Genomic DNA, 26013 nt, shown 5'->3' on the forward strand with positions numbered 1-26013 from the left:
GGGAATCCCCCTCTTTGTGGTGAACTTTGTGCCACTTTTTCAGGGCACGCGAAACCCTTTTCTGACATACGCGGCTTAGTATGTCATGGTAAAAGAAGAAGCCGATCTTCGCCAGAAACTGAATATAGCCTCCGAGATAACACTCAGCGTCAAAGGAAGAAAATCAGGCAGGGATATCTCCCGGCCAGTCTGGTTTGTGCATGAAGGCAGCACTCTGTATCTGCTTCCAGTGCAGGGTTCGAACACCAACTGGTACAAGAACTTTCAAGCAGATCCAACGTTGAAGATTTCTGTAAATAATGGCTCAGAAACGACCGTCAAAGGCAAACCAATAACTGACAGTAGCAGGGTTGACGATGTCGTGAAGAAATTCAAGTCCAAGTATGGCGAAGGGGATGTGAAAAAGTATTATCCAAAAACAGATGTAGCCGTTGAAGTCCCGCTCTGACAAACCTTCCTAGGAACTATCATCATGATGGGATGGCGACTTGATATTGAATATAACAAACATGCTGGAAGCGGGAGAGCCGCGACGCCGTGTTACTGTGACTCAAGGGACGCCACATCAATAGAGAAATGTGTACTGTACTTCCAGATTCATTCATTTTGCATTGTTTTTTTCTTGTCGATAATTTCGTTGTTGATAAAATCCTCAAAGTCTGGATCGAACCAATTCCTTGGATCTATGTCCCTGTTCCAGTATTCCCTTATTGTTCCCTGCGCAAATGTGGTTCTCATCCACCGAAGCCAGCCGTTCCATTCGTTGTCGCTGAGCACCTTTCTCTGGCGCATGTGAAACGCATGGGAGCACATGTACAAAATGGCGTACGAAAACACCATTTCATCCGACTGGTTTGCCTTGTTCTCCTTATCAACCACCCTGCCGAGGGCCGGCTTGTGGACAAGCGTCTCGATTATCCCGTGCAGTTTGTCGTCCAGATCGTTTAGCACCTTTGTTTCAAGGTCTACTCGGAGGTTGCGTATTTCCCTTCTTGAATAATAGAGGGTTATGAAAAAAGTGGCCATTATTCCGACCGCCTCTCCAATCCCAAAGTATTCAGCTATGCCAAGTTCAGACATTGATCATAAACAACAGGAGAAACTTTAAAGACAATTTATCCTTTCATGAATAGATCTCCGGCCAGTCAAAACGGCGTGTTCCATCAACGGAAAGTCAGAAAAGCCCTGGATAAAGAGAAAGATGATTCATTTAGATTCCATTAAGGTTATACCCTAGATAGCCGCTCTGCAATTGCAGCGGGACAAATAATGAGGGTTGCTATGATTGCCATAGTGGTCAGCGCAGCCCTTGTAGCTTCGCTATTATTTGCCATGCCATACTTCTCGCTTGGTGCTCTAAAATCAGACGTGCCAGTTAGGATATTTGCGCTTGATCCAAGAAAGTACGGGGCCGGCACAGGTGATGATGGCGAACCCATAACCATGAACGCAGTAAAAGTGGACGACCTTAAACCAAATTCCTTTGTCTGGTTCTTGGACCCATATGGAAAGACGATGAAGACACTTCTCGCCAATAGTGCGGCTGGAAATAACAAGACTTCAATCACCTTGGACAGCAAGCAGATGGAGCAGTTTCAAAACCGCGATCCGTATGAATACTATATGCTCATCAGGCTCCCAGAGTGGCTCGGTGGCGGCAGCGGCTACCACGACGGTACTGGCAACGGCGGCAACGCATCTAGCAATGAAAACAACAACAGCAGCAGTGGCGTTGCCACACTGCGCGCGTACCACTCTATCTCGTTATCTGACAAGTGTACGGCCAAATACTTCCCGGACGAAGGAAGAACAAGGATAGAGAATCCTTGCGCTGGCGACATGTACCGGCCGTGGGACGGATTTGCCATTGCCGGCCCTGCTCATCAAGGGTTTGTGGGGATGGTGCCGTCAAAAGGTTACTATCCTGCACTTCAAATGCTTAGGCTATCTGTAGACGGTGGGGGATACGTTGTGGCTTTTAGACCAGACAATAATCCGCGCGGTGATGGAGTCCAGGGAGAAGGCAGGCTAATGTCTCCGGACGAACTTGCAGAGAGCAACACAAAGATGGTTTTGGCGGCAAGCCAGTATTCTGGCTTTGCGCTACCGTTTCCCGCAACCATGCCTCCAGATTACGTTCTGGGCTGGATAGAGCCTAATTATAACTCTGGCAGGCCCGCAATGTCACCGGGGCTGCCGGAGGCAGGAGACGTTAATCGATTGCCTCTTCAAGCGACATATATCTCGGCTGGAGGAAATCAGGCTACAACCACGATAGATGCATTTCCCCAAAAATAGATTTCAAGCAAAAACACCGCTCGCGGGGACCACAGCTGCATTTTCAATCTTGCGTTATTGTTACATTTTATGCTCCACAGAAATTATGGTTCAAAAAGGCCAGTGTCGTATGTCTAGACTTGAAGACGAGTAAAAAGGGAAAAGCAAGAGGGAGGGGTGCATACGCATATACCCTCTTCTACCACATATGTGATCTAGTACGCGCCGTTGTCCGAGTTCTTATTGCTACTGGGGGTTATGATATTGGAGAGGCACGACGCATCCACGATGCTGCAGTTCTTGACGATTCTTCAACAAGAGAATCTCCTAAGTGATATTTCTAAAGCTGCCTGATGACCTTTAATATCACGGTCTCGGATTTATTCTTGAGATACTCTATATGTCGATAGACCCGTTCGTAAGAGGAGACAATAAAGGAATTCTCATCTTTGGTCTCGTCGCGACAATATTTCCCATAGTGTTCGTCATTTTTGCAGTACTGCCGGACTTGCCGAGACTTTTGCGTTGAAACTTTTTTTACAGTCTCGCCCCAGCTGTACACTGTGTTTGCGCAGCAATGGCAACGTATATGCGCACAAATCCATTTGGGGTTTTATTTTGTGTAATGGATTTCTTTTTGCATCATAAAGCAAGTTTACGCTATAACGCCAAGCAAGCCCAGCCGCTTGCCCGAAAAGCGGCTAGGGCACTTGGCACTTGTGTGTATATGAGTCAGGTCCGAATAGCCGGGCTCGCACCTGACAGAATATCATAGAAAAATTCAGCTATGATAACATTCTAACCAAATTAAGCATTATTTTTGCCCTTGATAGCACGAACGCGGAAGTGAAAAACCTTCAGACAGGGAGCAGAATCTGAGATTTTGACGTAACAGTAGCGATGCGAAAAACCCCCGCCGCTTCGTTGGTTAAAGCGGCCGGGGCATTGGGGTTACGCACTTGCTCAGGCACGTTTGCTTGCGTGCCTGATAAAGGTATTATCATAATTGCATGTAATTATTGCTTTCTAACTTACATTATCGTAATTTGATGTACTATTTTGCACTATCAGCATGTTTTAGGTGATTTTTAATCTGGATGGCTCAAGCCACAAAGACATCTGAATTTTATGGCTCAGCTCCCAAGCCTGCGCCAGTAAAAGATGATAGCACTCTCCAAATCCTCCCCTGCTCAAGCATCACTTGTTATTGGTTTCAGCCCAAGGTCTGACATAGGAGAGCGCAAACAACAGTTTTTTGTTGTTGCTGGATTCTTAAATATATCTGCCTCAGAGAATTAGGCAGGCGGCTAATGCCCAGATCGGCCAAAACCTACTCGGCAATAATTGGAATAGCAGCAGTAGCGGCTGTCACTGCAATCGTTTTCGTCATGCCGATGATTCCTGCGTTATCGCAACAATCCCATTTACAACAAAAATCATCGCTAAAGGTAGCCGTCGTAACTGATGCTTTGTTCAGCGACATGGGCTGGGGAGAATCTTCCCTGAACGCGGCTAAACAAATAGAGCGCAAGTATGGCTTTGACGTTGCAATGCAAGACAACGTCGAAATACCGGACATCGAACTTACGCTGAAAAAATACGCGGACGCAGGGTACGACTTGATCATTGCGCACGGCGTACAGTGGGGAGAGCCAGCATTGAGCGTCGGCAAGCAGTACCCAAACGTCAAGATAGTAGTTTTTACTGGACTTGTTAAATCAGAAAATGTAGCCTCAATATTTCCCATGCAGCAGGAGGGCTCTTTTTTGCTTGGAGCAATCGCAGGCATGATGACAAAGACCAATGTCATAGGCTACGTAGGGGGAGAAGAATACCCAAACGTAATCAATATTTTTGAAGGGTACAAGCAAGGCGCCAAAACGGTAAGCCCAGACATCCAGGTTATCGGAACGTACCTCAATGATTGGGACAATCCAGCCAAAGGCAAAGAAGCCGCCACATCCATAATCAGGCAAAAAGCAGACTTTGTGTTTCATGTCGCAGATACTTCAGGCCAAGGAGTGATACAAGCTGCCAAAGACGGCGGAGTATATGCCCTTGGCGCGGTGCAAGACCAGAATTCGCTGGCACCAAACACCGTGCTTTCGTCCTTTATACTTGATGTAGACAAGGCATACGATCAGGCAGTCGATTCTGTTATGAAAGGCACGTTCAAGGGTGAAATACACAAAGCAGGAATTGAAACCGGGAAAGGAGCGCCGGGGGACGGCATAGTCTATCTGGCGCCGTTTCATGGATTGAAAGATAAAGTGCCCGAAAACGTGAATGCAAGATTGAAGCAATTGCTTGCAGACATACTTGAAAAAAGGCTGGCTGTCCCAGAAAGGCTCGAAGAAAGTGTTTCTATAACAAGCTAGAGAAAAATTGCACAGGGCTTTTTGTTACGATATATAGCATGTACGGTCAAATCCGCTTCGCTGAAGAATAGCGGCGATTGAGAACAGAGAGCATGTCATACATGCGCAGCTTTTTAGAATCTGTAATAGAACACTTTGCAGCGAACCTTATGTATTTGAGGTAGCCTAACGAACATGGCCTTGAATAAAATATTTTCAAGGAAAAACGTATTTTTGGTTGTTCTGATTGTTGTTGTTGCCTTTTCCCTCTCTGCCTTGTCATATCAACAGTCATCGCATATTTCACAGCAGATAGAACAGATGTCTACCAGCGACATCAGGTCAAATGCAGACATTCAGACACACGACCTTGCAAACCTGGTTTCAAATGAAATAAGCCATGTTCAAAGCGTCTCGCAAATGCTTTCCAAGTCTCCGCCTATACAGGGCGGTGATTTTGAAAAAGCAAAAGAAACGCTCAACCAGGCAGAGGATTCCAGCGGCCGCATCGTCGACTTTTACATGTGGCTTGACAAGGACGGCAGGCTGGTATGGCTAAGCAAAATGAACCAGACTGCCTACCAACAGTACAAGGACTTTGATCTCAGTTACAGGTTATACTTTATTCATCCAAGGGATACGCACGAGGTCTATTACAGCAGTGTAATCGATTCTAACGACCGCATTCACAGGCTGTACATATCGTATCCGATATTGAAAGAAGAAGCAGGAGGGACAATACTAACGCCCGCCTCTCCCCCAGGTACATCAAGCTCCACCAGCGTTAATAGCAGCAGTGGCGAAAACAATGCCACGCAGGGACAATTTGAAGGGATAATCGTTGCGGGAATCAGGACGGACATTTTTGGCAAGCTGCTGGAAGGACAGATCTCGCCAAATCTCCAAAGCCAAGTGGGATTGCTGGACAATAGAGGGATCATCCTGTATTCCAACCATACAGAATACATGGGCAAAAACGTCTTTGGTTACAAGTTCCAGTCGTTCCTTGGCGGATTTGATGCAGAGACTGGAAGGGCGATGAATGAAGGGTTCAAAGCTGCGCTTGCAGGAAACTCGGGTTCAAGGGACATCGCCATGGGCGGTGACGGCAATAAGGCGACGTTTGTGTACAAGCCCATCATCTTGGACGGAAAACAGTTTGGAGCTCTTTACGTCATAGCCTCCCATGCACAGGCGTCCGATACTGCGGCGCTGGTCAACGCGCAAAAGAATCTTTCCACAGGCGTAATCGGAGTCATCGGGGCTTCGGCGCTGGGGATAATATTTGCAATTCTTTTATGGAACAAAAGACTGGAAGAAACCGTAAGTGCACGGACCGGCGAATTAAAGACCGCAAATGAGCAGCTAAAAGCTCATGACAAGATGCAGACAGAATTTGTCAATATTGCCGCTCACGAACTGAGGACGCCTGTTCAGCCTATTGTTGGGATGATTGACATGCTAAAGTACAGGCTTGATAGCAACGGCAGCGGCAATGGCAAGAGCAGAGTAGAAGTGACAGAAGAACAACTCGCATTGATGGACAGAAACGCCAGGCGGCTTCAGAAACTGTCTTCTGAGATTTTGGACGCCACGAGGATTGAAGCAGGCACGCTCAGGCTGGATATGGAAGTGATGGACATCAATGACAAGGTAAGAAGCGTGATTGCAGATGCCAAGAGCATGGTTCCTTCGGATCAAAGCATAGACATACAATTCAAGCCGGCCACAGATGATTCGGGCCGGCCCATTCCGCTGCTTGTCAAGGCCGACAAACTCAGGATATTTCAGGTAATTTCAAACCTTGTTAGAAACGCAATCAAGTTCTCAGCCGAAGGTGGTGTCATCACAATTACAACCGACAAGAGAGAAGATGGCTATGCAATAGTGTCAGTCAAAGACCAGGGAGCAGGGATAAGCGCGGAGGTGCTTCCAAGGCTGTTTACCAAGTTCTCAACGGACAGGGAAAGGGGAGGCACGGGCCTTGGCCTTTTCATTGCAAAAAACATCGTCGAAGCTCACGGTGGAAGGATATGGGCGGAGAACAACAAGGATAACAAAGACGGCGAAAGAGGCGCCACTTTTTCTTTTACTCTGCCGCTTGCTGCTACAAAGCCTTGTTAATTTTGAAAAAGATTTTGGCAGATATGGCGAAAGTGGAACATTGTGTTTTTTGTAAATGCAACCAAGTTGCGTTATAGTATAAGGGGCGAAAGGTCAGATTTCTTGCATCTAGTTCTTTTTGTGATACGTTTCCAAAGTCTTGGCCAAGCTCTCCGGGGAAAATGGCTTTCGGAATACCTTCATCACGCCTGCGTCTCTCATCAGTTTCTCGCTCTCTGGTGAAATATCCATGGCCGTAATGACAAACACCGGCTTTCTTCTGAGGATCCCTTTGTACGCAAGAGCCCTTAAAGAATCAAAGCCATTGATTCCTGGCATCGACAAGTCCAAGAGAGCGACGTCGAATGAACCCTCGCTGCTCATGGCTTTCAGGCCATCCTCTCCATTGTTGTATACTCTGCAAACTTCTCCCCTCTCTCTAAAATAGTCGGCAAGCGTTTCTGTAATGTCGGGGTCATCATCGATTATCAGGATTTCCAATTCCCTTGTTTCTTTTATACCGAGAACATAGCATTAAGTCTTGTTAATCTTTCGTCATTAGCTTTCTATTGTAGGTTTTGTCGATGGCAAATACAAAAGTTGCTCTACTTTCGTTCTTTTTGATATTCCTTTTTCTATCTTCGCCTGTCCTCTCTATTGATGTGGCTAATTTGTCTTGCACTTCTCAATCATTATAGAAGAATTATATCGAGTGTTTTTTCATGCTTTGCAACAACTATAATAGTCATAGAGGGAGTTTGAGCTCTATGTCGGAAAACGACAATGTTTCCATTACATTCCGCGTTGATTCGAGAAGAGTCGATCAGCTGCGCATAATCGCCGCTGAGCAGGGCATGAGCTTGAACCTTCTTGTGTCGCATATACTTTCAAGTTACTTGGAGTGGGAAAGCATTGCCCCAAAGGCGGGGCTGGCCATTGTCCAAAAAGAAGTAATAAAGGCGTTCGTCAACCAGATGGGTGACGACGAATTAAAAAAGACCGCAATAAAGGCCGCAGATAGTTTTTTGGAGACTCTTCTTCTAATGACTGGCAAAAAGGACGTGGATTCCGTTCTCTTTGTACTTCGAAGTAAATTCAAGAGATCGGGATTCACCATAAGATCTTTTGAAGAAACCGATGGAAGGAAAATATTAGTTCAGCATGATATGGGGAACAAAGTATCTATTTTCTTCAAGATGTATGTTGAAAGACTTATCAACAATGCAGGCAGTCCTGTTAAAATCGACACCACCGACAAGAGTCTGATAATAGAGATTCCAAACTAGAGTAAAAAATTGCTGCGATAATTTTTTTTACTCCACTATCATAGCGACATCGGGCGACAACGACGGCAAGCTATCTGCGATCTCTTTCGTTATCCGCTCCTTCTGACTAAATCTGTAAAGCTAACCTTTATTACGAGAATATTCTCATCCTTCTGGCATGAAGATAAGCGAACTGAAGCCCGGTATGCGCAACGTCAGCGTCACCGCCAAGGTGGACTCTGTCGGCCAGCCAAGGACCGTGAACCTAAAGGCAGGCGGCACAAACACCGTGGCCGATGCCATAATTTCTGACGACAGCGGCAGCATAAAGCTGTCCCTGTGGGGCGACGACATCAACAAGATTCAGGCTGGCGACAGGATATCTGTAGAAAACGGCTACATCAACACGTTCAAGGGCGAAAACAGCATCAGCGTCGGCAAGTTTGGCAAGCTGACAAAAGCTTGATCGGCTAGCTGATGTATCCCGTGTTGCGCGGCTTTTGAGGCTGCTGCTGTTGCTGGCCTTCTTGGGCCAGACCGCCTCTTCCAGCTGCCATCTGCTGTTCTATCGTTTGTATCAGCATCTCTGTGTCTTTTGCGCGTTTTTCAAGGTTTGACATGTCCACGTTGATGCCTATTATCGAAAGCAATGTCTCAAGCACCGCCTTGGACGCCTTGGCATCAACCACATAGCCGGATGTCTCGCCAAGCAGGCACGTGCCCTTTATGCCACGCAGTTTTGCTATCCCGATGACAAGGCCGTTCATGCCCGTGATGCTGCCGCTGTCCATGAGGGACACGCCATGCGATGCAAAATTCCCGACAAGGGAGGCATCCGTGGCAGTCCCAAAGACGCGGGGCTTATCCACAAAGACGCCCGTTATGTATGCGGCAAGGGTAAACACCTGCTTTGCGCCAAACTGCGCGCCAAAGTCAAGTATGTGTTCTGCAAGCGCGTATTCAGAGTCAGGATCTGACGGTTGCGAGTCGCCTGTAAGAAGGAGCAGGCTAGTTTCTTTGCCCTGCCAGGAAAATATGCTGTTTTTCATGAGATCTGCCGTGCCGTCGGTGCGTATCATCACCTGCGGGGGAAAAGAGCTTGAATAGATATCCGCAAGGTGTGTCGCATGGAGCTCCTGTATGAGGTGGTCTATTGCCAGCTTGCCGACATAGCCCGAGCCGGGAAAGCCGCACACTAGGCGGGGCTCGGTCGCAAACTTGGGCATTTCCTTGGCAGAATATACAAACTGGATCTCGCCGGCAGGCACTATGCTCTCTTGAGCGCCTCATGCTCTTTAAAGCCTTTCCTGCAGGCAAAAAAATCCACGCCAAGAAGTGTCTTCATCTGTTTTTCTTGAGCTCGTCGCTATCCTTTATGAATGGATAGTGGTCTTTTTCTGAAAAGACTGCTAGCTGTCGTCATCATGCAGGCTGGCGGCACTACTGCCATACATCTGGGCCAGCGCGGCATCAACCTGCCCTTCCGGCACGCCAAAAAAGGAAAACACCTCTGCCATGCTTGCCGCATAGTACTTTCTTTGCCCTGGTGCCGCGGAAGCGACATAGGCGTTTGAGGCTTCTTCAAGCAGCAGTCTTGCTTGCCTGTTCCACTCTGCGACATCGCCTGCCATGACAAGTGGGCCGAGCCTTGCAAAAGCCGCTATGATGCCTATCCTGTATTTTTGCAGCTGCACCTTGACAGGGTTCTTGTCGGCAAGTGACGGGGCGAGTGCGCATATCTTGCTCTGGTACTCGTCAAGGTTCTTGGCGATGCTGAACGTCTCGCCGAGCGCCGGCACGCTTTTTCTAGCCGCCCTTGCGTCGACGGACACGCCCTCTTCAATGACGCCCAAAAGCGGCAGGAGCACAAAGTCTGGAGAGGTTATGCCGTCGCCGGCAAGAAATTTTCTGCACTTTGCGGCAGAAATGTGCGCAACTATTGCGGCAAGAATTGTCATCATGCGCGTGCATGTGGCGCGCGTCGGGAGTATAAATTGTATAATAATGATTAGATTAACCCTGCAGCGGTTTGTTCTTTTACCGACAGCGTCTTGGCACCTTTCAGCCTAGAGTACGTATTGAGCATGGCTCCTGCAAAGCAGAGGTATGAAAGGCAGTAGAGCAGATCCCACTCTGCTCCCTCTGCAGATCTGTCTTGCAGTGCTACATAGCCAAAACCCGTGTCTGCCACTGCAATGGAAATGAGCGCCGCAACAAGCATGATGATCGAAAACTTGTCGATGAGGGCCGACCTGTAACCGACCACGATGACTGCTGCAGGCACGATGAGCGCGCCGTCAAGAAGAGGGTAGGCTACGCTTATTGCAAGCACGACAGGATCGTTGTTGTTGCCTGCCGTACCAAAACCCATCGCGCTTTCGACTATTTGTATCAAGAACAAGTTCAGAAACAGCGCCTCGACTGTTACCGCCCCGACAAGCAGGACCATCCTGGTTTCCTGAGTTCTTGCGGCAAGCGTCCTGTACAGCGAAAACACCACGTATGCGGCAAATCCGTATCCTGCCAGGTACAAAAGGTCGGCCGCCGACGGGTACGGGTCAATATCGAGCACAAAGAGCATGTAACTCCATGCCAGCTCTGCGGCAAGCCATGAAAACAGCGCGGCCGCAAGAAAGCCCACGAGCCTCTTTCCGGCCGGAACCTTTTGGGCCCTGACGGCAAAAACCGACGAACCTGCCGCCGCTATTGCCGTGGCGTTTATGCTCATGTCCCTTGCAAGGTCGCTTTTGTCACCTGCAAGCGCTATGCTTGCAGCTATGGCCGCCATTGCAGCCGTAATCGCGGCAAGCGTGAGCCCATGCGCTTTTTGCAACAATGACAGTGTGCGTATGCCGGTTGCAAGGGCCGGTAAAAATACTACACTACTCTTGCCGCATAAAAGCCCAAGCCGGCCCGTCCGTGATCTAGGCTCTCCCTCTAGCGTCCATCTGGAATGGCTGTCTTCTTTTTTGTGTTGTCTGCAAAAAATTCTAAAAGGACCATGGTGGCGCCTGCCTCGTCGGCTGTTAGGTTCACTAATTTATAGTCGTATGCGCCCAATATGAGTCGCCAGTCTTCAAGCGTCTGTTCCTTGGTTATCTTGGCACGTTGCCGCGCTACAAATCTTTGAAACGTCTTCGTAAATGCAATGTCAGTTTGGTATTTTTCAACGGCATGGGCTTCAATCAGCTTTTGGATCAGCCCATTCTCCACCCACAACAATTGCCAATAATGGCGACTATTAGCACTCTATTAACCATATGCGGAGCAAAATCTAGATAAATTATCAAGAGTCTGTGCTTTAATGGGATTATGCATCATGCGTGAGGTTGCAAACGCAATACAATAACAATAATAATACGACACCCGCCGACCTGACTCCTATATACACGCGTCAATAGTTTTTTCTGCGGTGCACCGTAGAATAAATGAAAAGCGACAGGATGGCAGATATCTCTTCGCTTGACAGACCGGAAAGCGCCGGATGGTAGCTGGACATGATTGACCGCCAGTTTTCAGTCGTCTTTGGGTTGTTCTCACATACGGCTCTGAACAACATCCTGCTAAATCCCGCGTTAAATGCGATGTTCTCCTTGCCCATTTGCACTGCGTGGACTTTTTGCAACTTGCTTACTAGGCCGTTGATCTGCATGGCAATTATGGTGGTATATGTGCCATTAATAGGCAATGTGGTCAACTAAATATCCCATAAACGCAAAGCAGACAGTATTATTGAGGTTAAACCTTATTTGAAAGCAAAAGTATGGCGGATTGCGCAAGCCGATTGGTCAAATACATGGGGGGGGGGAAAGAAAAGGATGGAGAAAACCTGGCAGAAACAGGACGCCACTGTGTGTATATACTTGCGCGTGTCTGCTCCTAGCGCTCATCTACAATAGCCCGCTGGGCGTGGTTCAGGTAATAGTCTAGCAGCATCACGGTTGCTTCTATCTCCTCCGTTGTCAGGTTTGCCAGGGAAGATTCGAAATTTGCTAGGATCTCGCGCCAGCCTTGGATGGTGTCTATCTTTATAAAACTGCAAGATATGCTGCAAAGAAGATACCCGCCAAAGGAATTTGTAAAGGTAAGTTCGCCGTCGCGTTTTTCGGCTACTCGCGCTTTCAGCAATTTATCAATCAGTCCATTGACGAGCATGAGGCATTACAATGTCTGACCCTATTAACGCCCTATGACCAAAACACGTCCTATAAAACGAGCATTTTAACTAAGAAACCTGCTTTATATGCCGCGCTTGTTACATTAAATGAACCTAGTAGAATATCCCTGAATATTGTTCTTTGATTGCTAGCCTGCTTATAAGCGCCTGGCCGCATCATCTGGATCGCGCCTGCAAGTGCTAAAATGTTTTTAGTACACGATAATCTTATTATTGACAAACTCCAAGAGATCCTAGGGGAGCTTGCAGCCCCTTGAATCCGTAAGGAACTGCGCCGGGGTCAGGCTCTGGCCGGTCCAGTCCGTTCCGTCTAATCAAAACGTCTGTTCCGACCCGTCCTGATCCCGATTGATTTTTCAATAATGCCTCGTGCTATGTGTTGCCCATTTATGCGTCGCGCCAAGATATATGCTGATATATTCTGCCGTTGTACAGGTATAACTGCGGAGTAGGCCTTTCAGGGACGCCCTTTTGCCCTAAAGAAGCTCTTGGACGTTTCTTGTTGCATTTGACATGCTGGTCTACTCCGCACTTTTGGTTCTTTATTAAATGACTACGTTCAATCATGTGTGCGTGATTTAGGAAACATACATGCTGATATTCTATAACTTGCACAGGTGTTTGATCAACTGGAAGCAGATTAGATCACGCTTAAAGTAAACGCGCTCGTAAAGATGCCATGGAAATGAAATGTAGAGACGTCGGGTTTAACTGCGACTTTGTGGCAAAGGGTAACTCGGAGCAAGAAATCATGCAGCAAGCCGCAGCGCACGCACAAAGGGACCACGGCATGAAGCCAGAAGAAATCACCGAGGATTTACAAAACAAAATCCGTGCAAACATTCACTAGAGATTTTTTTCCCTTTTTTGTAAGGAGCAAAAATCTCTGCGTATCTGTTAATTTCGCTTAGTTTTTGACGCTTTCTTTTATACGTCTGCAAGTTTTGGCAGATGTCGGTAGGGGCCTTTAGCGCATACGCTGCCATTTGCTATGTTGAAATGAATGCCGCAGTTTTTGATGGCTAACACGGACAAATTCGATATCATATTGGTCAGGGAGCGCCAGATGGGCAAAATGAATTCCCACCATGGCCCCGCCCTGACCGTTCGTCTGAGGCAATCTTGGCAGCTTCTTTGGCTTGCTTCGACTATGACATTATTGCCACATAATGAACTAAAACAGATTCGGATACTTTGAATTAAATTATTAAACAGTTATCGATAATTGTGTGTATACGTGCAGACGGGCTTAGATAGCATGAGACTGTCTCTCTTTATCATGAATTCCGTGGGTACGTACCCTTTTGCCGCAGGTGGGACAGTAGACCGTGTTGAGCGGTCTTAACACCTCGCATACGCTACAAAATGTGTTTGATGAATAATCGATCTTCATCTGCCGTAATTTTCTTCACTCTAATTAAAATGAGATTTGCTTGAATCCCGATCTGTGTTATCATTTGTCATTTTTCTGATTCAGAACGTTATCTAAAGCCAACATTGTAATCTGTCTTACTGCTTTTTTCAGATTTCTAACTTCATTCTATATTGCATTTTTATGATCATTTGCGTATGTGTCTTCCGATCGAACTTGTGGTGAAGGCATATGTAGCATTATGTGCCAATTCCACCAGATCAGGGCGACCAAGGCGGCAATGAACCACACCTTGACCAGTTATCCCTGATCTCGTTCGACCTAACTGTAGTGGGGTAAGATGCGCTCAGTATCTGCATGAGTAATTAAAACAGTTAGGGGTACAGTGCAATCATTTCTGCATCAAAAACGTGGGTTCCCTTGCATCGATTCTTTTCTCTTATCATATTTCTTGTTGCTATTGTTGCAGCGGGCATCATCTGTCTGTTTTTTTTGCATCTGTTTGCTGTGTATACCTGATGGTTTTATGATAGGCAGATAATCCTAGTTTACTCTCAAATGTGGGCGGCCTCGTCGGACCCACCTATAATGCTCTTTGGCATCCGGCGGGGCCATATGTACAAAAAGAATATCAGACTAGACTATTCCATGTTTCTCTTCGAGCTTATCTTGTAAATAGCAAAGAGACTGCCAGCAATTGCCACCAGTATGCCTATGACCAAAAGATCTTGATTGCCCATTTGTCTTTCTCTACGGCCGTAAAACTCGCAGTCCCAGAATATTAGATAATGAGGAATGGACTTAGTAGAGAATTTTACACGCGTATACAAATACGAGATGGCAGGTCGGGATGGCGCAATGAAATTCCACAATACGCGTATATGTGCACCTTTCAAGTGACACTGGACCTTTTGATCTGCCCGGTGTCTGGCGATTTTTTCAGCACAATATAATGTCAAGCACGCTGGCATAATGATATGCGTGTGTATAGGAAAAGAGCCTTGGACGGGATTTGGACCCGTGACCTCTACCTTACCAAGGTAACGCTCTACCAGGCTGAGCTACCAAGGCTCAACGTTCAAAAAACACGAGGGTTTGATTAAGGTATCGAAGATACCGCCAAGATTTAATTAGTGACAGAGCTTTTTTCGGCTGTGCGCGGGGGTTGTAGAGCCCGGCCAAATAGAAGAAAGATGCAGTCTTGGAGACGCGGGACTTAAGATCTCACAATGGGTTATCCCGTCCCTCAGGGGTCCGTGGGTTCAAATCCCACCCCCCGCACTTTTTTCATTGCTTCATGTTTGAACCCTTTCAAATCTAGGCTTAAAATTGTCCCACTTTGACGGACAAGATTTTGCTTGTATATCAAAGATGCGCTAAAACGCTACTATCTGCCTGTATGTAAAATACAAAAAAAGTGAGAAGGTAAAGCGCGCTCTTCTTTTTACGCCACTGTCTAATGCTGCCCGCCTTTGCTTGCTATGCGCTTTCTTCTTCTGACCTGGACGCATAGCCGCGCTTCTCAGAGCCGCCTTGGCTTCCCTCATTACTACTGCCACCGCCGTGAGAAGCCTGGCCCCCTTCTCTTGCTACTCTTTCTCTTGTTTGTTCATCTGCAGCCTGCAGTCCTCTTTCCTCATGCGGCGCTTCTCCGCCAGCACGCGCTACCCTCTTTCTTGTTTGTGCGTCTGCAGAGGCCAAACCCCTCTTGCTGCCCCTGTCGCGTTCTGATGATGGCATGGTACGCTCCTCTTCCACTTCATTTCTTTAATTAGTCACGGTACGAGATTAGCAGGAAATCTGCTTAAACAAGTTAGCGTGCAATTGCAGGTAAGAAAAAGAACAAAATTGTTGTCTGTTGTTTTTTACTTGTGTTACATTTCGTGATATGTGCAATGGGAATTTGCGCATGACGATCACAAAGGTTTTTGCCTTTTATGGTCTACTGCCAGTAGCGGCGCCGTTGCCAATCACAATTTGTTTTACACAAAAATCTGCATGTGATGCGATCAAGGGTCAGGGGTGGCTGGCGCAAATTGCAAGCCGTTGCTCACAAACCAGCCCGAGCCTGACCCTGTAGTCTACTTCTGGTGTCGGTACATACGTGTATGTGTGCATGGTGTAGGGTGTCGCCGTCGTCTCTATGGCAGTAACGATTATGCTAACTAATAGGCTGCATTATCGAATAAAAGATTCGCGATTACAATGAGCTATTATTATTGCACTGAGCTGCAATCATTCAATTTGATTTTGTCGCAGATTCCAAGTAGCACGTATGTATATTCCATATCTCCGCTCTCTTGTGCCTCTTGCTACTCATAGCACATCACAGTCAGAATCATGTAAACTAAAAAGAATGATGTGTAAACGGATTGACAAAAAAATCTCTTACAGGATCAGAACGGCAGCGCTTACTACCGTAGTCCATAAACCGTCTTTGTTGCCCTCTGCAGACTGGGTGAAATTCTGCGTCTTGTAGATCTTGCCTGAAAGCTTCCACTGTTCCTCCTTCTGGTCCCACGTAAGGCTAGGGTCGTTGGGCAGCCCAAGCGTGGTGGCAAGCATCTCCATGGCCATGTCCTCTGCATAATCTCCGGCTTTTTGCGCAGTTTCGCCTGTTGAGTGGTGTTCTGACAGGTACCCGTACTGGCTGTCATCAGCAGGCATTGCAAGTCCGATCGATGCTGCAATCAACCGGTTTGGTTCGTTTGTGGCCGAGCGGGCCATGATTGTAAATACTATCTGGCCGGGACGCAGGTGGGTTCTTCCTTCTTTTGTGCTGGTGATCTTGCAGTGAGGCGGCTTTATGCTAGAGACGGCGACCAGGTTGAGGTCGGCAATTTCGGCATCTCGTAATGCCAGCTCGAAACTTGTAAGATTGTCTTTGTGGATGCCCTTTCCTTTTGTAAAAAACATCATCTTTGGTACGTACAGCAGGGGACTGGCAACCGGCATGTTGCTGCTTGATTCCATATCATAGTTTGACAAAATGATCTAATTAGCGTGTATGCTATCCTCCTCTTCTTGCCTGTATATGCGCCGCGATTCAAGCCTGATCTGCCAAAATTGACAAAAAGTTTTTTTCCCCTGCAGGCTCGGCGAGATCCCTGCACCTTTGCAGATGCAGTTCCTCTCACCTGCCCTGCGAGGGTTTTCCATGCGCTAATAGTGGCATTTCGCAAGCCTAAACTTGCTTCGTGCCATTTTCGCACACGGTTAAAAGTCCTTCACAGTTATCATTTAAGAGAATTTCTGGCGGTTTTTAGTCGTCGTTTGTGCATTGGATTTTTGTGAAGTCATATACCGGCATGGGCAAATTGCGTACGCTTGTTTTCAAGCTCAAGTCTTTTAAGATATCCGCGGGATAATACAAGCAGTAGAAGGAGGAGCAAAAGCGCACACACATGTCATCTGACGCTGCTGCTGACGTTACAAGTTGTCCGCAATGCGGGATGGTATTTGATTCCGTGGAATCGCTTCGAGAACACCTCAAGAAAGAAGAAGAGCAGGCCGTTCTTCATACAAACGAAGACGCCGCAGCCTGATATTGATTCCAAGTATTTCAAAAAAGCTAATTAATATAGAAAGAAAGGATTCACTTGACTCCATCCCGTACCATGAACATGCTGCAGTCCCTGCGTTGCAAGTCTTTTAAATATATTGGAACAGGCATTAACGGCAGCATTTGTTATACATCATTTTGACCAATGTACATACTTGATGGCATATGTGTATCACAGCATAGATGAGATAATTAGAGCGGCGATTGTGAGCAAAAACATAATTGAATTTAGCTACCATAACCACGACAGGATCGCAGAACCCCATGTTTATGGAATACATAACGGCAGAAAGCAGCTGCTGGTATACCAAATAGGAGGCCAAAGTTCTTCTGGCAACATTCCCGGGTGGCGTCGGGTGAATGTCGATGAGATGACTTCGGCTAGGATTACCACGCAAACATTTGCTGGACCGCGGCATTATCCGTCTGGCCAACATGGCAGTTTTGACGAGATTTTGGCTGTCGTGACGTATAGGGATGAAATAGCCGAGTAATATTAGAAACGCTTTAGGTGCCACTACTCTACCTTTCTTGTGCCCTTTCGCTTTTTCTGATCCGTCTCGGCTGCCTCTGGAACTGGCGTATTGCCTGCCTTCCTTACAGGCCTTGCCTCCTCATCTAGCTCTAGGTCCTTGGCCTCTTCGGTCCCAATCCCGCCTTCATTCACATCTTTGCTCATGCCGGTAAACTCCACTTGATGATATTTATCACATTGGGATCAGAGCTTTGTGCGTATTTCTCTTGCGTATATATGTCTGTGCGTGTGTGTTTCCAGCGGACTACAAATACAAGCGTAGTTGTAGACGATGCTGTTAGTCCTTTTGTGTACGCAATGCTTTTCAAAATAAATAGGACTCCCTCATGGCGCTCGTACAAAATATTTTTTCTCTGTATGTCGTGTTACCTTCCCAGCGACACTCCGGCCACCTTTAGTTGCTTCATGACATACTCTACGTTGGCTGCGGTGATGCTTCCAATAGTAGTTGAGGTTTCGCCTGTTCTGCCCCGCGACCTTATCATTGAATTTATCAGCTGCGATATCATCTCTGAATCATAAAAGGCTCCGGTTTCAGCCAAAAGCTCTGCCACTTTGGCCGCGTCGGTAGCTCCGCTTATCTTGCCCGACGTTATGAGGCTGCCGAATTTCTGGACCGACTCGTACACGCCGACGTTGTATGCTATGAACGCGATCTTTTCTGCTGGCAAGATGTCGTCCATTCCTGAAGAACTCATTTGCAGCCTTTTTTCACGCAATCGGGATAATAGGGCTTTTTCTTTGTGGCCTGCAAAACCAGCTTTTGACCTTATTCTTTATTGTGCAGAGATGGTAAAGGGATTGTCACTCTGCTGCAAGCCCTCTGTTATCCTAGGCGATTTGGTGACAAATAATAATACTGCTTCTGACTATCTTTTTCCTGAAATAGATTGAAAATAGCATCTATCGTGGGGGCCCGTCCCAATTTTATCAAGCTGGCCCCGGTCCACAAGGCGCTTTCCAAGAACCCTGAAATCGAGCACACGATTATCCACACCGGCCAGCACTATGACTTTGAGATGTCGGAGATATTTTTCAAAGAGTTCAAGCTTCCAAAACCAGACATCAACCTGCAAGTGGGCTCCGGCACTCCTGGATATCAAACAGGGGAGATGATAAAGAGGATCGAAAAAGAGCTACTGCGCTCAAGTTTTGATCTGGTACTGGTCTACGGCGACACCAACTCTACGCTGGCAGGGGCGCTGGCCGCTGTTGGATCAAGAACAAGGCTGGCCCATGTTGAATCGGGACTACGAAGCTTTGACAAGCGTATGCCTGAAGAAACAAACAGGGTCCTGACAGACCACATCAGCGATTATTTGTTTGCATCAACGCGTATGGCAGTAGGCAACCTGCGCAAAGAATCAGTCCAGGGCCGCATAATCTACAGCGGCGACTTGTCGGTGGAAATTGTTGATGAAGCGGTCAAGGCGGGCGCCAAGTCAGACGTCCTTGACAGGTTATCCTTGGAGTACAAGTCGTACGTCCTTTTGACAATCCACAGGGTGGAAAACACTACCGCATCGCCGCATAACCTGGCCACAATAATCAAGGCGATAGAGGCGCTCAAGGACACGACAATAGTGTTTCCGATACACCCACGTACGCTACAAGCCATCAAGGACAGTCACCAGCTTGCTGCTATTTCGCGCTGTCAAAATCTAAAGCTGATAAAGCCTCTTGGATACGTCGACTTTGTCAGGCTGGCGCACGACGCAAGCAAGATAGTCACTGATTCAGGCGGCGTCCAAAAGGAAGCTTTCCTTTTGAAGGTTCCCTGCATCACTGTCCGCCAAAACACTGAATGGGTCGAAACAGTCAGCCTGGGGTGGAACAAACTTGTAGGCAGCAGCGATGCACGGGCGATAGCCGAGGCAGTCCAGAAATGGATGCCCGCAAGAAAAAAACCCCAAGCCGTATTTGGGCAGGGCAAAACCTCTGCAATTGTTAGAGACAGGATTGTGTCCATGCTACTGCAAGATCAAGAAAAACCAGAACGTCGCAAGCCTTGATTCTTCTGAGAAAAGCCACCTCTCATCATTTTTGCTCTTGTGCTTTTTTGCAAATGATGAGCTCAGTTGACGGTCCCTTGTCAGTCACCGACAAAAGCAGGCATTCTATGGGGTATGTTGCGGCGCCTACTGCAAATCCCATTGACTCGCCCTGGCTGACAAGCCTTGTAAGCACCCTCCAGCAACGCTTTCTCATCTTTGAATCCGAGTTGACAGGGGCGTTCATCAGAACAAACATGGGCGTTCGCTCGATTATCTGAAACCCCGTATCTTCAAGCAGCCTTTCGATATGCTCTTTTGACCTGTTTACCTGAAACTCGGCTCTTGACAAGTTGGAATGCACAAAGTTTTCCGACAGGACAAAGATCCCTGCCGGCTCCAGAAGGGAGTAAATGTTCTGTATCGCCCGCTTGTACTTTTCATCGTTGGTGATGTGGAAAAGCACGTCAAACGCAGATATGATGTTGTACGTTTTCTTGCCAAACATTTCCAGCACGTTGCTCTCGCCAATGTCTGCAACGTAAAACTGCGAATCGGGGTATTTCTTTTTCATTCTTTCAACTGCGACGGCAGTGATGTCAACTCCGTCAACTGCCGCCGCCTTGCCTTGATACAATTTCTTCCAGAAATCAATGTAAAAGCCAGTCCCGACTCCGATGTCTAGTATCTTTGTGGTTCTGCCAAGGTGGCGATGATAATCATAATCAAGCTTGCCTAGCGTTTTGAGCAAGACGTGCCTGCGGACCCTGTACATCCATCTGTTGTAGTTCTTGCCAAGAGACGAAAAACCCACGCCGGAAAGGTCGAAATTCTTTGCAAGCCTCTCTTCCCAGTATCCCCTTGTCTCTGAGTTTTTCATACCTGCTGCAGCCTCCTCCTTGCGCCCCTGCTGTTCTCTAGCAGGCCGTGATAGATGTCGACAAACCTTGACGCGACGTTGTGCGGATCGTGCTCTGGCGGCAGCCGGGTGTGTATGTTTGCCTGGTAGTCTATTACTTTCAAGCCGCACGCAAGGGCTTCAAGCGCGGTCTTGCTCAGGTTTTCCAAGACCTTGCCGTTTACGTATCTTATATCGACATACGCCCCGTATTTTCTCAGAAAAGCCGGCATGTCCTGGTATTTGATTGGGTCCTTTGTCCTGTCATACACCTCCAATTCGTAAGGCAGCCTGGTTTTTTCAAAATGCTGCATAACCAGCTGCAAATCGGCAGTCTCGGTGTTGAATGTGAGGGCTTTTGTACTATTATTATCATCATTCTGGCCTGTGCTCTTGCCCGCAGAAGAGGTTTTCATGGCAGGCCGAAAGTGATCCACGTCTACTGGATTTGAAACGTACACCAATGAAGGAGGCGCGCGTTCCAGAAGGTCGGGAGTCGCTACGACAACCAAGTCAGCCATTTTCTGCGCTTGCGGATTTGTGTTCCTGTTCCTTATCCTTCTTGCCGTATAGATTGCCGCAACGGCAATGTCAGAAGCAATCGACCTGTGCGGAAGGTTGTATTTCTTCTTCAATCCCCGGATGTCCGTTCCGTGGTAATGGAGGACGATGATTCTTGAATTGCCAAACCTCTTGCGCAGGATGGGGACCATCTCGGCTCTGCTGTGGACGTGAATTACGTCTGCTTTTTCCGCCTTTTTCAGGCACGTTTCGGTGAACTCTTCCGGTCTGGCAATGACGTCGACAATATTACTGTCATCATCATCGCCACCACCACTATTGTTGCCGCCGCTGTAAAAGTCATAGATTCCAAACTTGTCTGCATTGCTTGTTATCACGACTTTGGACTGGCACCCTTGTATTCTCTGGTATTTTGCCAGGACGCAGGCCACGCCTGCCTGGTCCCAGACGTGCAGTATGTTCAACATTTTTTTACGACCCTGATCGCCTTTGCCGCAAGCAAGACTCTCCTATCATATTATTATCAACACACGCGTACATACGCATACCAGCTAGCTCAGTTGGTAGGCCCTCAGTATTTCGGGCTCGAAATTCTCCCATACCAAGTTGCTGTGCGCAAATTCGTACGTCTTGACCCTCTTTTTGTATAGCTCTTCCATGTTTTCGTCGTAGTATTCCAGCTGCGACGCCAGGTCCTTGTAGTCGTCAAAAGTCGTGCAGTTTCCTTGAAATGTTTCAATCACCGTGTCAAATGACGAAGTGCACATTACATGAAGGCCCGCATGGGCATATTCATAGACCTTGTTTGGATTGACAAAGTAATGAGACCAGTGCCGCTTCCACGGCAATAGTCCTATCGAATGGTTTGACATTTCCTTGAACATTTCTTTCCTCGAGAGAAAGCCTGCAAATTCAACCCTTGAGGAAGGATCGGTAGTTGTTCCCTGCCAGCCGAGTATTGTCAAGGTTCCTGTGTTTTTGTTGCTGCTTGAGCTATCATTGTTGAACAAGTCGTATAGGCCATCCATGTTGCGGTTGGGCAGCCTCCTGCTGCCATTGCTCTGGCCGTCGCTTCCGGAATAGACGGAGGACAGCCTGTCAAGGTACCTGGGTTTCTCCAGATCGCTGGTCTCTTGTTTTGTCGGATAGTTCGGTACAACGACAATCCTTGAACTGCTGCCGCTTCCAGAAGCAAGCCTGAGCTCTTTTGCGATTCTGTTTGAAACAGTGATAGTGGCTGCCGATGAATCTAGCACCTCCTTTTCCCACTTTGCCCACAAGCCAGTCGTACGGCGGTTTACGGCGCTCCTCTTGGTTCGCGCCGCCATGGACATGATGGAATGCACCAAGCTACCGCCGCTGCTTGCATTGCTGACGTATTGCTGCGCCTCTTGTTGTTGTACTGCCTCTTCCATTTCGCTTAGGAGGAGGGAATGCTTTGACCATGACTCGTGGTCATCGTATACAAAACGCTCTCCCAGGTCCTGCACAAGCTTTGCCGAAAAGAGGTTGTGGGCGTGGACCATGTCCGGCCTGACTTGTTTGATGACCTTGGCAAGCTGGTTCCTTACCGAATGCCAGTAGTATGGCATTCCGCAGAGCGCCTTTGCCGTCCAGTTTATCTCGTATGCCTGGCTGAATACTTTTGTCGCATCATATCCGTCAGCGATTTTTTTTCCTGCAAAAAATACTTCGTAACCTTGCTTTGACGAGGTTAGTGCAGATTTTTCAACCCGCCAATCCGGCAGGCCGTCGTGAGAAAGGTGCAGTATCCTCATATGCTGTGTGTTTACCCGCTATAGGTAGCGATCTAAATCTAAAATGAGTTTCACAGGCAATCCGTTTGCGGCCCGAAACTCTTTAAAGTAATTGCATTTTGCCCTCGCCCCCTTTCAGGAGGTTTTTCTCTCTTTTCCACCTGACCTGCCACCTGCCAATTTCATCCATAATGGATTGAAGCTCTCTTGCACTGTCTGAAAGCTTGTATTCAATCTTTGGCGGCCTTTTGTAGATCTTTTTGACCACTAGGCTCTCGTGTTCCAGCTCTTTCAGGCGCTCTGACAGTACCGTGCTGCTGATTCCTTCAAGGGCGCGCTTTAGGTCGTCAAAACGCGCCGCTTCTCTTGCACTGATGTTTTCAAGGATCAAAAGGGCCCATTTTTTGCCAAGCACCCTTGCGATGCCTGTGGCGCCTGCAAATCCGCCGCTGCTTTTGTCAAGGACGATGCTCATGTGTACTCTGCGCTCCATCTTGCCCTCGCAAATCGCACAGCATCTGCTCAAACTGCTCTTTTGTGATCTCGCCCCTTGCGTACCTCTCCCTGACAATCGACACCGCGTCTGCTCCCTGCTGCCGTGGGTAGTAGTAATAATAGCCTCCCCATCCCCTCCTCCAGGGCCAGAGCAGCCACCTTGCTATCCACAGGCCTGCAAATATCAGGAAAATGCCGCCGAGCCAGCCAAAGTGGAACGGAAAGAATGGGTAATAAAAGGCTCCCGGCGGCCGTGGGACAAGGTAGGAGTATATCGCAATCGATGCTATTGTCATTACCACTGCCGCTATCACTCCTATTATGCTCCAGCCTGCAATCTGCCTGATGCGATTTGGTCCTTGGTAGCTCATGCCATCCTCTCCTCCTGCTGCTTTGACCTATTGTGTACAAACGCCAGTACTGCAAGTGCCACAACGGAAATGGTTATCAGAATCGTCCCCACCACTATATGGCCGTTATGTGAAAGCCCAAACCCGATGCCGGAAGCCATGTGAATCTCGTGCGGTGCTGACTTGTAAAAGAGGCCTACTCCGATTACCGCCCCTGCTACAAGCAGATATTTCATCGGCACGCCAGCCCTGGCTGCGACTGCGACTACTGCGACAAGCCCAAGTCCGTAAAGAGCGTCTGCAAAAGGAGTCAGAGTCGCCAAGCCCGATTCTATACTGATGACACCTCCCAGAACCAGCCCTATGCTGATGACCCCAAGCGCAAATCCTGTCAGGTGGATAGCAAGACCAGCTGCTATCCCGTACCTGGGCGCACCGGGTACAACGTTACTACTACTGCGTTGCTCTGGCAATCCTCTCTAGCGCCTCCTCTGTCCCCTTGGCGATGTTGTTTTTCACGTTGCCCCTGAACAGCACAGGGACTCCGGGCACCTCAATGTCCCAAGAGATGTCTATCTTTGTCGCCGTGCCTCCGTCAAGAGGGGTCAGCGTGACCGTCCTTTTGCCCGTCATGACGCCTTCTCTCATGATCACCTCTACTGACCTCTTGGGGTTCAGCATCACGGTCTGCTTTCCGTGCGAGTTCCTAAAGCCCACCGTCACCTCTCTTTCGATTACGTTGCCGTTTGTACTGATGTTTCTGACGGAATTGAGCCCTGGGTAGTACTTTGGCTCGCTGTCAACGTCTGCAATTATTTCCCACACCCTGTCAAGGGGCGCCTGCACTTTGCGGCTGGCGTTTATTGTCGTCATGGCGCAATATGTCACCTCGCAGCAGTCGCCGCCGATGGTGATGACGGCGGCATCGCCCTCGCACTCTTTATGCCCTTTGCAATGCCAAGCCCGAGTATCCCAAGCCCATAGATCACTCCCAGAATTGGGCCGGGAACTACGATGAAGGCAAAGAACCCCGTCGCTATCGTGGCAGGTATGATGACTGCGATGCCGCTTGCGGCAAGCAGTCCTGCCATCAAAACCGACCTCTGGTTCCAGCCCACTATAAATGCCGCTGCGGCCAATGGGATGGTCATCGTGCCAATCAGCGCCACGTTTCTCAATACTGCCTCAACTGCCAGCAGGCCGCCCAAGGTGTTGGTCAGGGCCAGTGCAAAAGTAGCCGCCGCCAGTATCAATCCGATTACAAGTCTTGCGTTTGCCATAAACAAACATGCATGGGAATTATTTTAACGGTTGTCAACCAAAGACACGTAACTTAGTTACCACACCCTTAATCTACTTCCGCCAAAAAGCCCTTTTAGTAAGATTGAGCTACAATAGTGGTGCTATATTAATGATGGTCATGCCGCTTCTTCTTGCTGATGGCAAAAAATTTGCTAATTCTGTTAACAATAATCCTGTATTGACCGCTACTACTATCGCCAAATCCGGAAAACCTGGTTAAATTGGTTCACGAATACCGCGACAGGATCTACATCCGCAAAGACATCATGCTGAAACTGTCAGAATACGGCGAGCTTAACCAGAGCAAACTGATGAGCTACTGCGGGCTTAACAACGTCAAGCACAGGGTAATAATCGACGACATGGTGGAAAAAGGTCTGCTGACAAGGTTTGAAGAATTGTGGGGCAACAAGACGATAATAAAGTACAAGCTGTCAGAAAAGGGCAGGGCAATATTGAATGAGATATTGGAGCCGTACGAGGCCCTGTTTCCAAGGGAGAGCGGTGGCAAGTCACAATGACAGGTAACTTTGTTACCAGCATTTTTTATAACGCAATGGGGGCATGTAGCTCGTGACGGCACCGCCGGGCAGGGACGATGAATCTCGTGACAGCCCATTTCGGATAATGGACGAGATAATCTACCAGCTGAACAAGACCAAAAGGATGTTCATCATGATGATAATCACCATCATCGTGATAGTGCCGGTGTCAATCGTCGCCATATTTGCCACGTTCGGTCCCATTGGGGGCAGAGGAGGCGGGTGGTGGTGGCATGATGGCGTTGGCGGCGGCCCGCCAACCTTTAGCCCTGCGTTTGATGCGGTGCGCCTGTTAATAACCGTGGTCGTCCTTGTGTGGCTGGTGCTTGGCATAAGGCAGTGGTTCATACTGTCAAAGTGGACCAAGAAATACGAGACCTACAAGGAGCTTCAGAAAAAGATCGAAGACAAGCTGGACTTTGAAAAGGATGATGACGAAGAAAGGGAAGAAGGCAGAGACAATAACAGATAGCTATAGCAGCTTCTCTGCTGCTCCAATTCCCGGCTA

General features: G+C 48.0%; 32 protein-coding genes and 2 tRNA genes. 13 read left to right on the forward strand and 21 right to left on the reverse strand.

Going from position 1 to position 26013, the window contains the following annotated elements; all coding sequences use genetic code 11:
* Nucleotides 1–85: 85 nt before the first annotated feature.
* Entirely contained in the window at nt 86–448 is a 363-nt protein-coding gene (locus NTE_RS09465; protein ID WP_148700796.1) for a nitroreductase/quinone reductase family protein, read from the forward strand.
* 149 nt (nt 449–597) lie between these two features.
* Here NTE_RS09465 and NTE_RS09470 read toward each other — a convergent pair whose 3' ends face one another.
* A complete protein-coding gene (locus NTE_RS09470; protein WP_148700797.1) occupies nt 598–1080 on the reverse strand; it encodes a hypothetical protein in 483 nt (160 codons plus the stop codon).
* Between the two features lie 189 nt (nt 1081–1269).
* On the opposite strand from NTE_RS09470, the gene NTE_RS09475 reads away from it, so the two are divergent.
* The 3 genes from NTE_RS09475 (at nt 1270) to NTE_RS09485 (ending at nt 6758) form a co-directional block, all read left to right on the forward strand.
* Nucleotides 1270–2298, forward strand: coding sequence for a hypothetical protein (locus tag NTE_RS09475; protein ID WP_148700798.1), 1029 nt, complete (start codon nt 1270–1272; stop codon nt 2296–2298).
* 1289 nt (nt 2299–3587) lie between these two features.
* Nucleotides 3588–4655, forward strand: coding sequence for a BMP family lipoprotein (locus tag NTE_RS09480; protein WP_148700799.1), 1068 nt, complete (start codon nt 3588–3590; stop codon nt 4653–4655).
* A 300-nt stretch (nt 4656–4955) separates the two neighbouring features.
* The gene (locus NTE_RS09485) at nt 4956–6758 is read left to right on the forward strand and encodes a sensor histidine kinase (protein ID WP_158385369.1); all 1803 of its coding nucleotides are present in this window, start codon (nt 4956–4958) and stop codon (nt 6756–6758) included.
* Nucleotides 6759–6866: 108 nt separating this feature from the next.
* Here NTE_RS09485 and NTE_RS09490 read toward each other — a convergent pair whose 3' ends face one another.
* On the reverse strand, nt 6867–7238 hold the full coding sequence (locus NTE_RS09490) for a response regulator (protein WP_158385372.1): 372 nt from the start codon (nt 7236–7238) through the stop codon (nt 6867–6869).
* 266 nt (nt 7239–7504) lie between these two features.
* On the opposite strand from NTE_RS09490, the gene NTE_RS09495 reads away from it, so the two are divergent.
* Both NTE_RS09495 and NTE_RS09500 read left to right on the forward strand, forming a co-directional pair.
* Entirely contained in the window at nt 7505–8023 is a 519-nt protein-coding gene (locus tag NTE_RS09495; RefSeq protein WP_148700802.1) for a hypothetical protein, read from the forward strand.
* 157 nt (nt 8024–8180) lie between these two features.
* Entirely contained in the window at nt 8181–8468 is a 288-nt protein-coding gene (locus tag NTE_RS09500; protein WP_148700803.1) for a single stranded DNA-binding domain-containing protein, read from the forward strand.
* Between the two features lie 4 nt (nt 8469–8472).
* On the opposite strand, the gene NTE_RS09505 is transcribed toward NTE_RS09500, so the two are convergent.
* From NTE_RS09505 to NTE_RS09530, 6 genes are all read right to left on the reverse strand, one after another.
* Nucleotides 8473–9270, reverse strand: coding sequence for a proteasome assembly chaperone family protein (locus NTE_RS09505; RefSeq protein ID WP_148700804.1), 798 nt, complete (start codon nt 9268–9270; stop codon nt 8473–8475).
* A gap of 141 nt (nt 9271–9411) precedes the next feature.
* Complete coding sequence (locus NTE_RS09510; RefSeq protein WP_148700805.1) at nt 9412–9963, reverse strand: hypothetical protein; 552 nt, start codon at nt 9961–9963, stop codon at nt 9412–9414.
* Between the two features lie 47 nt (nt 9964–10010).
* On the reverse strand, nt 10011–10835 hold the full coding sequence (locus NTE_RS09515; RefSeq protein ID WP_148700806.1) for a hypothetical protein: 825 nt from the start codon (nt 10833–10835) through the stop codon (nt 10011–10013).
* A gap of 104 nt (nt 10836–10939) precedes the next feature.
* On the reverse strand, nt 10940–11221 hold the full coding sequence (locus NTE_RS09520) for a hypothetical protein (RefSeq protein WP_148700807.1): 282 nt from the start codon (nt 11219–11221) through the stop codon (nt 10940–10942).
* Between the two features lie 175 nt (nt 11222–11396).
* Nucleotides 11397–11654 carry a hypothetical protein gene (locus tag NTE_RS09525; RefSeq protein WP_148700808.1) on the reverse strand — a complete coding sequence of 86 codons (258 nt, stop codon included), beginning with the start codon at nt 11652–11654 and terminating at the stop codon, nt 11397–11399.
* 227 nt (nt 11655–11881) lie between these two features.
* On the reverse strand, nt 11882–12157 hold the full coding sequence (locus NTE_RS09530; protein ID WP_148700809.1) for a hypothetical protein: 276 nt from the start codon (nt 12155–12157) through the stop codon (nt 11882–11884).
* Between the two features lie 701 nt (nt 12158–12858).
* Here NTE_RS09530 and NTE_RS09535 point away from each other — a divergent pair.
* Nucleotides 12859–13029, forward strand: a complete 171-nt coding sequence (locus tag NTE_RS09535; RefSeq protein ID WP_148700810.1) for a DUF1059 domain-containing protein — start codon at nt 12859–12861, stop codon at nt 13027–13029.
* Between the two features lie 1519 nt (nt 13030–14548).
* Here NTE_RS09535 and NTE_RS09540 read toward each other — a convergent pair.
* Nucleotides 14549–14622: transfer RNA gene (locus NTE_RS09540), tRNA-Thr, on the reverse strand.
* 87 nt (nt 14623–14709) lie between these two features.
* Here NTE_RS09540 and NTE_RS09545 point away from each other — a divergent pair.
* Nucleotides 14710–14832 (forward strand) — tRNA-Leu (locus tag NTE_RS09545).
* Nucleotides 14833–15030: 198 nt separating this feature from the next.
* Here NTE_RS09545 and NTE_RS09550 read toward each other — a convergent pair.
* On the reverse strand, nt 15031–15291 hold the full coding sequence (locus NTE_RS09550) for a hypothetical protein (RefSeq protein WP_148700811.1): 261 nt from the start codon (nt 15289–15291) through the stop codon (nt 15031–15033).
* Between the two features lie 648 nt (nt 15292–15939).
* Complete coding sequence (locus NTE_RS09555) at nt 15940–16524, reverse strand: pyruvoyl-dependent arginine decarboxylase (protein WP_226986939.1); 585 nt, start codon at nt 16522–16524, stop codon at nt 15940–15942.
* Nucleotides 16525–16955: 431 nt separating this feature from the next.
* Between NTE_RS09555 and NTE_RS16635 the strand changes: the two genes are divergently transcribed.
* Nucleotides 16956–17096, forward strand: coding sequence for a hypothetical protein (locus NTE_RS16635; protein WP_158385374.1), 141 nt, complete (start codon nt 16956–16958; stop codon nt 17094–17096).
* A gap of 115 nt (nt 17097–17211) precedes the next feature.
* Nucleotides 17212–17607 carry a hypothetical protein gene (locus tag NTE_RS09560; RefSeq protein WP_226986940.1) on the forward strand — a complete coding sequence of 132 codons (396 nt, stop codon included), beginning with the start codon at nt 17212–17214 and terminating at the stop codon, nt 17605–17607.
* Between the two features lie 23 nt (nt 17608–17630).
* Here the strand turns inward: NTE_RS09560 and NTE_RS16640 are convergent, their stop codons facing one another.
* Together NTE_RS16640 and NTE_RS09565 are read right to left on the reverse strand one after the other, a co-directional pair.
* Nucleotides 17631–17792 carry a hypothetical protein gene (locus NTE_RS16640; protein ID WP_158385376.1) on the reverse strand — a complete coding sequence of 54 codons (162 nt, stop codon included), beginning with the start codon at nt 17790–17792 and terminating at the stop codon, nt 17631–17633.
* 221 nt (nt 17793–18013) lie between these two features.
* The gene (locus NTE_RS09565; protein ID WP_148700812.1) at nt 18014–18346 is read right to left on the reverse strand and encodes a hypothetical protein; all 333 of its coding nucleotides are present in this window, start codon (nt 18344–18346) and stop codon (nt 18014–18016) included.
* 192 nt (nt 18347–18538) lie between these two features.
* Here NTE_RS09565 and wecB point away from each other — a divergent pair, with 192 nt between their 5' ends.
* A complete protein-coding gene (gene wecB / locus NTE_RS09570) occupies nt 18539–19660 on the forward strand; it encodes a non-hydrolyzing UDP-N-acetylglucosamine 2-epimerase (RefSeq protein WP_148700813.1) in 1122 nt (373 codons plus the stop codon).
* A 25-nt stretch (nt 19661–19685) separates the two neighbouring features.
* Here wecB and NTE_RS09575 read toward each other — a convergent pair whose 3' ends face one another.
* The 8 genes from NTE_RS09575 to NTE_RS09610 form a co-directional block, all read right to left on the reverse strand.
* The gene (locus tag NTE_RS09575) at nt 19686–20519 is read right to left on the reverse strand and encodes a class I SAM-dependent DNA methyltransferase (RefSeq protein ID WP_148700814.1); all 834 of its coding nucleotides are present in this window, start codon (nt 20517–20519) and stop codon (nt 19686–19688) included.
* Nucleotides 20516–21526: a glycosyltransferase family protein gene (locus tag NTE_RS09580; protein ID WP_148700815.1), complete on the reverse strand. Its 1011-nt coding sequence runs from the start codon at nt 21524–21526 to the stop codon at nt 20516–20518. The genes NTE_RS09575 and NTE_RS09580 overlap by 4 nt, the downstream gene beginning before the upstream one ends.
* Before the next feature lie 84 nt (nt 21527–21610).
* Nucleotides 21611–22837: a glycosyltransferase gene (locus NTE_RS09585; protein WP_148700816.1), complete on the reverse strand. Its 1227-nt coding sequence runs from the start codon at nt 22835–22837 to the stop codon at nt 21611–21613.
* An 82-nt stretch (nt 22838–22919) separates the two neighbouring features.
* Complete coding sequence (locus tag NTE_RS09590) at nt 22920–23291, reverse strand: winged helix-turn-helix transcriptional regulator (RefSeq protein ID WP_158385379.1); 372 nt, start codon at nt 23289–23291, stop codon at nt 22920–22922.
* The gene (locus tag NTE_RS09595; protein WP_148700818.1) at nt 23275–23682 is read right to left on the reverse strand and encodes an SHOCT domain-containing protein; all 408 of its coding nucleotides are present in this window, start codon (nt 23680–23682) and stop codon (nt 23275–23277) included. The genes NTE_RS09590 and NTE_RS09595 overlap by 17 nt, the downstream gene beginning before the upstream one ends.
* On the reverse strand, nt 23679–24134 hold the full coding sequence (locus NTE_RS09600) for a hypothetical protein (RefSeq protein ID WP_148700819.1): 456 nt from the start codon (nt 24132–24134) through the stop codon (nt 23679–23681). Before NTE_RS09600 ends, NTE_RS09595 begins: the two co-directional genes overlap by 4 nt.
* Nucleotides 24115–24534 (reverse strand): type II toxin-antitoxin system RatA family toxin, encoded by a 420-nt coding sequence (locus NTE_RS09605; protein WP_148700820.1) that lies wholly within the window; start codon nt 24532–24534, stop codon nt 24115–24117. Before NTE_RS09605 ends, NTE_RS09600 begins: the two co-directional genes overlap by 20 nt.
* A gap of 11 nt (nt 24535–24545) precedes the next feature.
* Nucleotides 24546–24941 carry a hypothetical protein gene (locus NTE_RS09610; RefSeq protein ID WP_148700821.1) on the reverse strand — a complete coding sequence of 132 codons (396 nt, stop codon included), beginning with the start codon at nt 24939–24941 and terminating at the stop codon, nt 24546–24548.
* A 243-nt stretch (nt 24942–25184) separates the two neighbouring features.
* On the opposite strand from NTE_RS09610, the gene NTE_RS09615 reads away from it, so the two are divergent.
* Both NTE_RS09615 and NTE_RS09620 read left to right on the forward strand, forming a co-directional pair.
* Nucleotides 25185–25484 (forward strand): winged helix-turn-helix domain-containing protein, encoded by a 300-nt coding sequence (locus NTE_RS09615; protein WP_148700822.1) that lies wholly within the window; start codon nt 25185–25187, stop codon nt 25482–25484.
* Between the two features lie 52 nt (nt 25485–25536).
* Nucleotides 25537–25977, forward strand: a complete 441-nt coding sequence (locus NTE_RS09620; RefSeq protein WP_148700823.1) for a hypothetical protein — start codon at nt 25537–25539, stop codon at nt 25975–25977.
* The last annotated feature ends 36 nt before the right edge of the window (nt 25978–26013 follow it).

The sequence above is a fragment of the Candidatus Nitrososphaera evergladensis SR1 genome (assembly GCF_000730285.1).
GTDB classification, from domain to species: Archaea; Thermoproteota; Nitrososphaeria; order Nitrososphaerales; family Nitrososphaeraceae; genus Nitrososphaera; species Nitrososphaera evergladensis.